At 42.2% G+C, this 11,983-nt stretch carries 8 protein-coding genes; all 8 read right to left on the bottom strand.

Translation table 11 applies throughout. From position 1 onward, the window contains the following. Positions 1-477 precede the first annotated feature (477 nt). Positions 478-2,991 carry a preprotein translocase subunit SecA gene (gene secA / locus MKX76_RS25345; protein ID WP_251535742.1) on the bottom strand — a complete coding sequence of 838 codons (2,514 nt, stop codon included), beginning with the start codon at positions 2,989-2,991 and terminating at the stop codon, positions 478-480. Between the two features lie 690 nt (positions 2,992-3,681). Further along, entirely contained in the window at positions 3,682-4,245 is a 564-nt protein-coding gene (gene hpf / locus MKX76_RS25340; RefSeq protein ID WP_007132289.1) for a ribosome hibernation-promoting factor, HPF/YfiA family, read from the bottom strand. A 382-nt stretch (positions 4,246-4,627) separates the two neighbouring features. Next, positions 4,628-4,825, bottom strand: a complete 198-nt coding sequence (locus MKX76_RS25335) for a cold-shock protein (RefSeq protein WP_007132290.1) — start codon at positions 4,823-4,825, stop codon at positions 4,628-4,630. Positions 4,826-5,061: 236 nt separating this feature from the next. Beyond that, complete coding sequence (locus MKX76_RS25330; RefSeq protein ID WP_341034789.1) at positions 5,062-6,480, bottom strand: glycosyltransferase family 4 protein; 1,419 nt, start codon at positions 6,478-6,480, stop codon at positions 5,062-5,064. Between the two features lie 15 nt (positions 6,481-6,495). Further along, complete coding sequence (locus MKX76_RS25325) at positions 6,496-7,152, bottom strand: class I SAM-dependent methyltransferase (RefSeq protein WP_007132292.1); 657 nt, start codon at positions 7,150-7,152, stop codon at positions 6,496-6,498. 19 nt (positions 7,153-7,171) lie between these two features. Then, positions 7,172-8,911 (bottom strand): glycosyltransferase family 4 protein, encoded by a 1,740-nt coding sequence (locus MKX76_RS25320; RefSeq protein WP_341034788.1) that lies wholly within the window; start codon positions 8,909-8,911, stop codon positions 7,172-7,174. A 3-nt stretch (positions 8,912-8,914) separates the two neighbouring features. Then, on the bottom strand, positions 8,915-10,798 hold the full coding sequence (locus tag MKX76_RS25315; protein ID WP_167324134.1) for a glycosyltransferase: 1,884 nt from the start codon (positions 10,796-10,798) through the stop codon (positions 8,915-8,917). Between the two features lie 44 nt (positions 10,799-10,842). Further along, positions 10,843-11,946: a tetratricopeptide repeat-containing glycosyltransferase family 2 protein gene (locus tag MKX76_RS25310; RefSeq protein WP_007132295.1), complete on the bottom strand. Its 1,104-nt coding sequence runs from the start codon at positions 11,944-11,946 to the stop codon at positions 10,843-10,845. Positions 11,947-11,983: the final 37 nt, after the last annotated feature.

The raw sequence follows: 11,983 nt of genomic DNA, 5'->3' as shown, positions 1-11,983 counted from the left end.
GGATAAATTTAGCTGTTACTTTCCGAATGACGCGACTAGGCAAAAGCTTTTTAGCTCAAATCGTTCAGCAGCCGTGTCGTTACGGGAGCATGTGCCGTCTCGTTATGGAAGCATGTGCCGTGCTCTCAACCGGGATGTCGATATGTTCAGATAAACTCCCTTAATCGCTGCCAGGGCTTTGGAGTCATGGCCTTAGCCACCACCCCGACTGCCCAAGCAGCTCTTAAGGGAGTTCAATGAATGCCGGTCCATCGACAAGTCCGGCATGATATGCAGTTACCATTCTTTAAGATTGACTATACCGGGATGTGGGACAAGTACGTAAAATGTTCCTACGATCACTGTTGCTCTCGGATTTCTTGATCAAATGAATTCATAGGTTGAAATCCGATCACAAAGGCGACCGCTGCCGCTTCTTCGAAATCATTTTACTCCCTTGTCCTGCTACCTGCTCTTTAATTCGTCCTATATCGAATGTTACGCGTTCTGCCCATGGCAGTGCTTGAATTTCTTGCCGCTGCCGCATGGGCAAGGATCGTTGCGGCCGATCTGTTCACCGACCTGAACCGGACGCTTCTCGGCAGGCTCGCTGCTGCTGTTCGTGGATACCTTATTCTCGTCCACTACTGCTTGGCGCTCCTGGTTCGTGGCGATTTGAGCCTTCATGATATACGTGGCGACTTCCTCTTGGATCGTCGCAATCATGGCATTAAACATCTCAAAGCCCTCGAATTGGTATTCACGAAGCGGATCGGTACCGCCGTAAGCACGGAGGTGGATACCCTGACGCAGTTGATCCATCGCGTCGATATGATCCATCCACTTGCTGTCTACCGCGCGGAGCACGATAACCTTCTCGAACTCGCGTACCATTTCCGGACCGATCGCCTGCTCGCGCTCGTCATACTTCTGCATGACGCGCTCGAAGAGGTAATCGGTAATCTCTTGGGCTTCCTTGCCCCAGAGATCTTCGCGCGTAACTGAACCTTCGTCCAGCAGCTTGCTGTTGATGTAATCGGCAACGTCCTGCAGATCCCAGTTCTCCGGAATATCATCGCTGCAATGAGCCTCTACAACCCGCTCAATGACCGGCTTGATCATATCAACAACAATCTGTTTGATATCCTCGGACTCCAGAATCTCCCGGCGCTGCTTGTAAATGATTTCGCGCTGTTGGTTCATTACGTCGTCATACTGGAGGACGACCTTACGCATGTCGAAGTTGTTGCCTTCTACCCGCTTCTGCGCGGATTCGACCGCACGGGTGATCATCTTGCTCTCGATCGGCTGATCTTCTTCAAAGCCAAGTCGTTCCATCATGTTCAGTACGTTGTCCGTACCGAAACGCTTCATCAGCTCATCGCCCAGGGACAGATAGAACTGCGTAGAACCCGGATCGCCCTGACGGCCGGCACGGCCGCGCAGCTGGTTATCGATCCGGCGCGATTCATGGCGCTCGGTACCGATAATATGCAGACCGCCGATATCTTGCACGCCATCACCCAGCAAAATATCCGTACCGCGTCCCGCCATATTGGTGGCGATGGTAACGGCTCCCGGCTGGCCAGCGCGCGAGATAATCTCGGCTTCCTCGGCATGGTATTTCGCGTTCAGTACTTTATGCTGAACCCCTTTGCGCTTCAGCATTTCAGACAATCGCTCGGAGTTCTCGATCGAAACGGTACCGACGAGCACCGGCTGATTTTTCTTATGGCGCTCTACGATCTCGTTCACGACCGCTCTGAACTTGCCTTCCTCGCTCTTGTAGACCACATCCGGCATATCAATCCGCTGGTTCGGCCGGTTCGTCGGAATTTGAAGCACTTCAAGACCGTAGATCTTCTTGAACTCCTCTTCCTCCGTCTTCGCCGTACCGGTCATACCCGCTAGCTTGCGGTACATCCGGAAGTAGTTCTGGAAGGTGATGGTCGCGAGCGTCATGCTCTCGTTCTGTACCTCGATGCCTTCCTTCGCTTCGATCGCCTGGTGCAGACCGTCGCTATAACGGCGTCCGGCCATCAGGCGGCCCGTAAACTCGTCGACGATAACCACTTCATCGTCCGTCACGACGTAGTCAACGTCACGGCGCATGATGACATTGGCCTTCAATGCCTGCACAATATGGTGGTTCAACGTAACATGGTTGTGGTCATACAAGTTGTCGATACCGAAGATACGCTCTGCGGTAGCCACACCTTTTTCCGTAAGGGATACGGATTTGACCTTGATGTCCACCGTGTAGTCCTCTTCCGGAACGAGACGCTTCACGAACCGGTCAGCTGCATAGTACAGCTCGGTGGATTTCTGCGCTTGGCCCGAAATAATCAGCGGCGTACGCGCTTCGTCGATCAGGATGGAGTCCACTTCGTCAATGATACAGAAGTACAGCGGACGCTGAACCATCTGTTCCTTGTACAGCACCATGTTGTCCCGCAAGTAGTCGAAACCGAACTCATTGTTCGTTCCGTAAGTAATGTCGCAGGCGTAAGCATGCTGTTTCTCCGGATGCTCCATGCCGCTCAGGTTGAGCCCGACGGTCATGCCCAGGAAATTATATATCTGCCCCATCTCTTCGCTGTCACGCTGCGCCAAGTAATCGTTGACGGTAACCACGTGAACTCCTTTGCCAAGCAGGGCATTCAAGTATACCGGCAGGGTACCTACAAGCGTCTTACCTTCACCGGTCTTCATTTCTGCAATTTTACCTTCGTGGAGGGCCATCCCGCCGACCAGCTGCACGTCGTAATGACGCTTGCCGAGCACCCGTTTGGAAGCCTCGCGGACTGTCGCAAACGCTTCAGGAAGCAACTCCTCAGGCGTCTCACCTTTCTCGATCCGCGCACGGAACTCTTCGGTTTTCGCTTTAAGCTGCTCGTCTGAGAGCGCCTCAAATTCCGGTTCCATTTTGTTGATTACATCGACCGTCTTCATGAGACGTTTGACATCACGTTCATTGGTGTCGCCGAAAATCTTTTTGACAAGTCCTAGCATGGTTAACCCCTTTCGTGCAAAACAAGTGATAGAATCAACTTCATTAAATGCCAAAGGGTTAAATGATGAAATCGATTCATTGATTCCTTATGATGGTCCCATTCCTGACAGGGTTCGCAGCCTGTCCCAAAGAATGAGGGTTTGCCTAAATTGTAACAGTTTGTAAGGGATGCCGCAACAAGTTGCTGCTTCTGCTGCCCGCATTCGTCTGGCGCGAATCCCTGCTTTATAAGACGAAGCAGCACGCATAAAAGTTGCGTGGAGCATTTACCCAGTACCTTTTGACCCCATGGCAGATGGCATACCCGGTCCTGCTTGTTCGAAGGGCGTTAGCATTGACCCTGCGAACCAGGACATCTGTATGTTTGAAAATTCGAAATGACAGGCAAGAACCCACAGCTAAATTCAAGCATACTTAAGGCCAAGCACCATGCGCCCATTTAGTAACTAAACCACAAATATATTCGTTAAACGCAGCCAGATATCTAAACAAAGCCACTCAATATTATCGACAAAAAGAGGGTTCCTATTTAGCCCTGAACGGCCTCCAACCAAATAAAGAGCCCCACCTGCGGGTGAAGGCTCATCTTGCATGTACATTTCAGCTTAAAGGTTTCATTCGTTTAGTATGATTCGTTCCGGTCGCTGCAAGGTAAACATCCGCTGGCCCCAGGGACCCGCGTCCTCGCCTTACTCGCGCTCGATCAATCCGTACTTGCCGTCATTGCGCTTGTAGACGACATTTACTTCCTGTGTGTCAATGTTGGAAAATACGAAGAAATTATGACCAACCATGTTCATCTGCAGAATCGCTTCCTCAACGTCCATCGGCTTCATCGTGAAGCGCTTCGTGCGGACCACTTCATAATGATCCTCATACTCGTCCTGCTCGACTTCCGTCTGAGTCGCCGTAGCTGCGCCGTTCCCGGCAACGAGCGTCTTCAAGCCGCCCTCTTGCCTAATCTTTCGGTTCAGCTTGGTCTTGTGCTTGCGAATCTGGCGTTCCAACTTGTCCACAACAGCGTCAATGGAAGCGTACATATCATCGCTTCGGTCTTCCGCACGCAGAACCACGCCTGTGAGCGGAATGGTCACTTCCACCGTGTGCAATCCTCGAACGACACTCAATGTAACGTATCCTTCAGAGGTGGGGGGTGCTTCAAAATACTTATCAAGCCTGCTGAGTTTCTTGTCAACATAGTCCTTCAAAGCATCGGTCACTTCAATTTGTTGACCTCGAATACTGAATTGCATAGGGCACTCCTCCTTTGCACCTTTAGTATACCATTTTGTTAACGCTGTGTAAAAAGACAAATATGTGAATTTTGGCACAAATATTCGAGCAACAATGGCGAACTCCATTACTGGGATAAGAAACGACCGTTTCAATGACCTTAGAGGATCTGGATTCCCTCATGGGAACTTAGGCAGGCAGGGACACCGGATTGACCATCACCTATGGAACGCCGAGCCCCGCGTTGGGTCGTGCTTCTACAGAAGGGGCTGCCGCTGCCAAGCTAAGGAAAATTACTTATCGCAAACAGAAAAAGACCCCGGATTTACCGGAGTCTCCTCGCTAGCGAATTCAATTCTTAACCATCGATACCGTTTATGTAGGTCGGCTATGCCGGGATGATTATAATTTGATTACGTTAGCTGCTTGCGGGCCACGTGCACCTTCAACGATTTCGAATTCAACGGATTGTCCTTCTTCCAGCGTCTTAAAGCCTTCAGATTGAATCGCGGAGAAGTGTACGAAAACGTCGCCGCCTTCTTCAGTCTCAATGAAGCCATAACCTTTCTCTGCGTTGAACCATTTAACTTTACCTTGCATGCCCTAACATTCCCTTCATTGTCAAATAAAGTGTGACACTAATTGTCCACATTTCCGACTATAGCACCCGGCCTTACTAGTGTCAATCGCCCTGAAGACGGTTTTCTGCTGAAGAAAACGTCTAATCTTGTCGACATGGCTTAAACACTGAGCTCGTGGGTACTGCGGAAAATTGCTTTATCGATAATTACCCAGCAGGGGAGGGGGTGAAACAGGCATTAGCATAAAATAGTTTCTTATCTCTTTTCTATATATTCTTGTAGAATTGACTTCACTCTTAAACCAGCCTCATATATATCTGAGTAATTCTCAGCCAGCAAATCAATAATTATTCCATATGAATTTAGTAATGATTGACGGTAACTTACACCAAATCTTACTTTTGCAAAGTCTGTAATTTCCTTTATTTCCTCAACCTCATCAAGAATAGTCAAAAAAATCATCTGAAGTACTTTTGCACTAAAACCATAGAGAATAAATGGTGTGACGTGTGGGGGAGCATACTGAGTAATTGTGGACTCGTACAACTCGACAATTTCCGGTACTATTTTGCTTGCCTCAAAATTTGCAGCTCTCTCAGCGGCAAGTTTTTTATAGTGGAGATTCCTATCCCTAGACCCTAGCATTTCTATAATACCCTTTTCTAGAGCAACGCTGTCTTGCATCGGAACAAGCTTCCCCCAACTACTAACAACCTCACTAAGGCCACCGACATCACTAGCAATAACAGGGACTCCCATTAACATGGCTTCAATCGCTGTGTACGATGACGTTTCTGTTTTCACGCCAATTTGAATAGAAGGAATAGCACATAAGTCCGATGCATTATATAAAGAGGACATTAATTGGTTATCTACCGGTTCAATAATTTTAACTCTATTGTTTAGCTGACGATTGGCCACGCTTTCTTTCAATCCCGTTTGACCATTATCGATAAGTAACAATGAATATTCGTTGGGCAATGCCGCTACTGCATCCAACAAATAGTCAATGCCCTTGATATATTCATAACGGCTTGGACAGAAAATAAGGAATTGGTCATGATCAATACCTAATTGTAATCTTACATCGGATATTTTCACATCAGAAAATGAGTGGTGCAAGAAATTCGGAATATTAACCACATTAGCGTCTTTGTTTATCATTTTCAAGTATTTCAACAGTCCTTCTCCGACACTTACGACTGTCCCAACTTCCTTCAGTGCAAACCATTCACTTTTTCTCCAATACTTATATTCCAGCGAATTATTCTCAATGTGACCATTGATTACCTCTTCCTCCGGAATATGTCCATGAATTGTTAATAGAATGGGTATGCCCCACTTTTCAGCAATGACTTTAATTCGATTATATGCGATAACGTCCTGGCAATGAATAATGTCAGGTTTTGATTCACCCAACTTTAATCTTAAATTCATTTCTAAACGAACAGCCCATGTTTCAATCACATCGACCGACAAATTATTGGGGTATTTATTAAAAAGTTGCCGATTGGTATTGATTACTATATTAGATATATGCTCTGTAATTTCACCTCCGGGAGTTATCCATTCAACACTATGACCCATTTCGATTAATTGTTTGGTTAATGCACTTATGTGAGTTGTTATTCCGCCTTTTCCGTGTGCATCCAAAGCCGCTATCCAAATATTCATTATTTATCTCCTCACCTAGAAAATATCAATGTGTTTACATTTCTCAAAATAGTTTCTTTCTTCTTGTGAGGCTAATTCCGACACAACCGGTTCGGAAAAAGTCCGGTTTAGTTGAACCTTGGAAAATAACATCCCACCCATATAATTAAACCTACTTAATATCTCATGGTCTTCTATGACATCAAATCCTCTATTCGCAAATTGTTCATACCACCATGATTTAGGATACAAAGTTACATGCGTTTCATCCAAGTCCCAAGGATCATAAAAATGTGGCATTTTAAGAAACACAGTATTCCCTAATCGAGATAACTCATCTATAGCTTCAAAAACTTCTGGTTCTGGTATATGCTCCAAAATGTCAAAAGCTATAACAAGGTCGAATTTTCCTTCGAATGGGATTTTTGTTGCACTTGAGCAAACAACATGGCCTATTGCGTATTCATCAGCATTTTCAATGGCATAACTACTTATATCGACTCCCTTCGCATCAACGCCAAGCAATCTTAACGATCGGACTAGATATCCTTTTGCACACCCAACATCTAATAAGGTTTTTGGATTTAAATATTTTTTTATATCGTAAGACCATTGGATAAACCGAGTATCATATTGGTAAGACGTATAATTACTATTTCCGCTGTAGTACTTTTCATCAAAATGATTCATCATTGTTAAATCCACCTTCAGATTAATAGTTTTCTACCTTTTTGTATAAATCAAAAAACCATTCATGTTGGTCTAATCCTTCTCCTATAAAACGTATTAGTTTTTTTAAGTTTGATACATTCTCGTTACCATTCAGTAGATTTATTTGCAAGTTAAGATAATGGAGATCCACAGCGTAAGGGTACAATTTATGGCTATCCACAAGAATCTGCGAGGCTTCTTTATCTCTTTCCAACTCTATCAAACATAGAACTATCCACTTTGTACAAATTAGTTTCCATGATTCTTCAACATCTGGATATGTTTTTACAAAATATTGCAAGGCTTTTTCATACTCTTGTTCTGTAACTAGCCCAATTCCTTCACCTAAATATATCGAGTCTAAAGAGACTTTATCATTTGATAAAAGAGAGTACACTTTAATAAAACTATCATTATTTCTTGCCACTCTTCTCGCGGCTACCTCCCACCTTGCTATTGGATGGCCCTCAAGCCAATTGTAAATAACAGGTACGTAAATAGTATCGTCGGAGACAATATTCAATGCGCTTCTGAATTTTTGTAAGTCTTCATCAGTAAAGAATCTCTGTTCATCAATCATAATTTCCCAATCTGTTGTACACGACTTTCTTACATTGTAAGTTGAAACTAGCTGTAGATAATTCATAAGATCCAGGGTTACTTTATCCCAGTTATATTTTTTTGCGGTCTTCATGCCATTAAAAGAAAGTCTTCTTCTAAGAGAAGGACTTTCTATCACCAGTATTATTTTTGCTATAAGTTCTTCAAGATCACCGATTTGAGTTAAGATGAGATTTTTTTCATGCTCTCCATATTCTAAGACACCACTATTACGTGTTGAAATTACCGGGCAGCCCGTTGCCATGGCCTCTAAGACAGGAAGCGAAAATGATTCATACTCTGAAGCTGAAACATATACAAGAGCATCCCGAAATAACGCTGCTATTACTTCTTGAGATGGGTTTACAAAGACTTCATCTGCTAGGTTACCCCACTCTAAACTTGGCATTTTGGGATTAATCCAGAACAGTTTAAGATCCGGATAAACTGCCTTAACTTTTTCAAAAGCTTTAACTATATTATGGATACCCTTAAAGCTAAGATCCTCGTTCCCCATCATAAGAATATACTTTTCTTTAGAAGCAACACCCTCCATGTCTTCCCTAGGTTTAAAAATACTATGATTTATAGCATTTGGGATAACTACGGATTCTCTGCCGAAATTTTGTTTTATTAACGAAGACGCTTGGTTTGATACTGTCATAATGAATTTAGGTAATTTCATTTGAGTTTCTACAAAAGTCCTCAATTCATCAGATAAACGCTCAGGATGAAATAGATGTTCATCTCCTTGTTCGAAATAAACAACAGGAGCAATACCAGTCTCTATACAAGCCTGTATATGATCCCAATATGTTGCAATAATAACATCACACATCGGAATACCTTGAGCTAGGTCAATACCAAAAGGTACTTGCTTATAATCTGCCGTAATCGGATACCAATCAGGTTTGGGAAAATGAGAAATGATACAAACATCCCATCCTTGCTTGTTTAATCGGTTTGCATGCTCTAGAATAATTTTAACTCCACCGCAGACACTTACATGTGTCATAACAAACGAGATTTTTGGGTTTTTCCGGACTTCACCATTTCCAGAACGCTCAAGGATTTGTGGTTTAGCCAATGGAAGCCTAGAAACTCTGGCTAAAAGTTCTTTATTTCTTAGTGTAGCTATCATCTCTTATCTCCTTACCATCTCACTCTTACCTAATTGCATCTCTATCGTCTGTTTAGCCCATTTCGAATCAGGAAACTTATTTACCATCAATTGAAGAACATTGATTTCTTCCTCTTTGTTATAAGCACTATATATCTTCCATTGTTCAAATAATACGGGAAAGTCTGTTCTTAATTTCTCTGCCTTTTTTAAATAATACAAAGCATCATCCCAAGCCCCAAGTTTACTTAACGACTTTGAAGCTGTTATGAAAATCTCTCGATTAAGCCTCTGGCTGTTGCTCTCCACAAGTACTTCTAGTACTAAATCGTCAAACCCGAATGATTGTAATTGCTCAGCAATTAGCAGTCTCAATTGAGGATCATTAGTAGCGTTTATTAAAAGATCTAGCAGGTCATATTTATTCAAGAATATAGCATCTTTAACCAGTTGGTTCCAAATCGATAGAATGGCTTTCCCAGAAGGAACCTCGTTAACGGTTTTATTCCCTACTAAGTCTCTTAACCACTTAATTTCTTTTAAGGATAACGGTAGCTCATCTTTGAACACATTTATTAATTCTTTATTGTCAGTTGTTAAAGCTAAAAATACGACATTGTTCACCAAAAACGGATCAGTGTTTCTTTGCTCTCTGTTATTTAATAATTCTGTAACAGCTTTATCATATTTCCCTTCAACTAAGTAAACAAACACAGAGACCGGGAATAATAGTTCCAAGTTAAAAAAAGTTATGAATTCTTTTAGAAGAGGCTTTCTCTGACTGTACAGATAACTTATTAGCTCAACATATCGTTCTTTTGAAAAAGGCCAAATACTACTTATTGTTTGAAATAGATCCCTTCTGTCTACAATAGGGAAAATTGAAAGGAATATATCAAACAAGGCCAACGTATTGGGAGAAGCCTTGACCGCTAGTAAAATATAATTTTGTGCATCCTTTGGATTACCAAGCATTACACTGATTTCTGCCAGTTTAGCCTGCGCCAAATAGGAGCCCGTTCCATCATAGTGTTGGACCAGCTTACTAGCGTTCTCCTCCCCTATCTCTAAGCATTTTTGTAAACACAACTCTGCGTCCTTTAGTAATCCCCATTCGGTATAAGTAAGACCCATTTGATACCAAAAATCTGGAACATTCTCATAAAGATTAACTGCATCTTTACCTACCCTAATCGCATCAGCGTATTGTCCCAGAGCGTGTAAACATTTCATAATATCCAGAACTACCTTAGGTGAAAACGCATAATGGCTTCCCAACGAATAGGACTTCTTAAGTGAGTTTAGTGCTTCTGAATATCTCTTATCTATGAGATACTGCATTCCTAAGTTGTAATAATTAAATGCCGTTGGTTTTTCCCTAATTTCTTTTAACAGTATATTTAAGTTTCGTTGTGTTTTTTGCTTGTTGTTAACAATATGTTTTTTATATCCCTCGTGTAAAATAACCGTAGAGAGAAAGCCTGTCTGCTCATTGCCGGTTGGAAGAACTTGTTCATGCAGGGCTCCTTGGTAACGTATTTCAGGGGTATTTCGGAATAATCTAATAAATTGATGTGTTAGATATAATCCTGAACCGAGATCATTCTTTATCCGGATATAGTAAAGGTCTTTATCTAATTTTCGCTGAAGCTCACCTTCAGGATCCTCTAATACTTCATCTGCATCAAGGTGAAGAATATAGTCTGAAGTCGCAAAATTCAGTGCATAATTTCTAGCTGCTGAAAAATCATCTACCCAATTAAAATCGTAGACGTGATTAGTAAATCTCCTGGCTATTTCCTTTGTTCTATCCGTTGATCCAGTGTCGACAATAATAATTTCCCTTACAATTCCCGAGACACTTTGAAGGCAACGTTCAAGGCAACCCTCTTCATCTTTTACAATCATACACAATGACACCGAACTCATATTCATGACTCCAAAATCCTCTCTTAGTGCAATATCTTCTGCAGTCTTTCGAAAGCAGGTTGGTAACTGTCCTTGTAACTTAATCGATAGTGGAATTCAGCTTTATCTAATTGCCTAGTTAACTCATAATAAAGCCCCAAATTGAAATGGGCCTTAAATGAGCCCACACCCTTAACAGTTTCATATTTAAAAGTTGGAGCTTCCCCAATATTAATACATTTTTCGAAAACATCAGGTATTAATTCAAATGAATTGATGTTTTTTGATTCAATTAAGCCAACTCCATACATAAAGTATAAATCGGTAAAATCGGGGAATAATTCAATCCCTAAGTTAAAAATATTTTTAAGCTCATCAAATTTCTGCAGTTTAATATTGCAATATCCCAATGTAAGCAACGCCGAACTTAAGAAATTTCTTCTCATACTCCTTAATTCAGCTTCTATAGATCTATATAAAAAATGTTCCGCTTGAACATAGTCTTTCATAACATAATAAGTTCTACCGATCTGAAACAAATTGTAGCTAGTATCAGAATCTGTACTGAGTTCGCTTAGTAGAAGTTGTAGGTTACGCTCATACTTATTTTTTTTTGATATTACCTGTGCACTATACCCAGAATGGCTCAAAATAATCCCGGTATCTATTACTCGATCGATCAAATTTCCTGAATACGTCAATTGCTCATGAATTTTACCAGTGTATCTATACCGTCTATCTCTTGGAAATAGTCTTGTGACTGAAGATGAGGAAATATCCCCGGAGACAGTCTCACTAACAATTGTGACTGAACCAGCAGATCCCTTATGTTCCTGGATATATTTGTATCGTTCTTGGATGGCACTGAGACTTCCATTTACTATGATCTCATCAGCGTCCATTACAAATATGAATGGCTGACTTGCTAGATCGAGGGAAAAATTTCTTGCATCTGAGAAACTGCCATTCCATTCTCTATTTGCCACTATAGCGCCTAATTTACGAGCAATCTCGGGTGTTTGATCCGTGGATCCTGTATCAACAACAATAATTTCGTTAACAAATGGTTTTGCTGTATTTATCGCTTTTTCTAGTAGTTCTGATTCATTCTTTACAATCATGCATAATGATAAGCCAATAGTATCCATAACTCCTCCAGTAAAGAAGGAGCAGGCAAAACGCCTA

Source organism: Paenibacillus sp. FSL R5-0810, assembly GCF_038002285.1.
GTDB classification, from domain to species: Bacteria; Bacillota; Bacilli; order Paenibacillales; family Paenibacillaceae; genus Paenibacillus_AQ; species Paenibacillus_AQ lactis.
The sequence above is the reverse complement of the archived record's forward strand: the minus strand, read 5'-3'. Positions and strand labels throughout refer to the sequence as shown.

Bases quoted from the DNA above. Each gene is read 5' to 3' on its own strand.
- MKX76_RS25310 (WP_007132295.1), bottom strand. From the start codon at position 11,946: ATGGATACTATTGGCTTATCATTATGCATGATTGTAAAGAATGAATCA.
- MKX76_RS25330 (WP_341034789.1), bottom strand. From the start codon at position 6,480: ATGAATATTTGGATAGCGGCTTTGGATGCACACGGAAAAGGCGGAATA.
- secA (WP_251535742.1), bottom strand. From the start codon at position 2,991: ATGCTAGGACTTGTCAAAAAGATTTTCGGCGACACCAATGAACGTGAT.
- hpf (WP_007132289.1), bottom strand. From the start codon at position 4,245: ATGCAATTCAGTATTCGAGGTCAACAAATTGAAGTGACCGATGCTTTG.
- MKX76_RS25325 (WP_007132292.1), bottom strand. From the start codon at position 7,152: ATGATGAATCATTTTGATGAAAAGTACTACAGCGGAAATAGTAATTAT.
- MKX76_RS25320 (WP_341034788.1), bottom strand. From the start codon at position 8,911: ATGATAGCTACACTAAGAAATAAAGAACTTTTAGCCAGAGTTTCTAGG.
- MKX76_RS25315 (WP_167324134.1), bottom strand. From the start codon at position 10,798: ATGATTGTAAAAGATGAAGAGGGTTGCCTTGAACGTTGCCTTCAAAGT.
- MKX76_RS25335 (WP_007132290.1), bottom strand. From the start codon at position 4,825: ATGCAAGGTAAAGTTAAATGGTTCAACGCAGAGAAAGGTTATGGCTTC.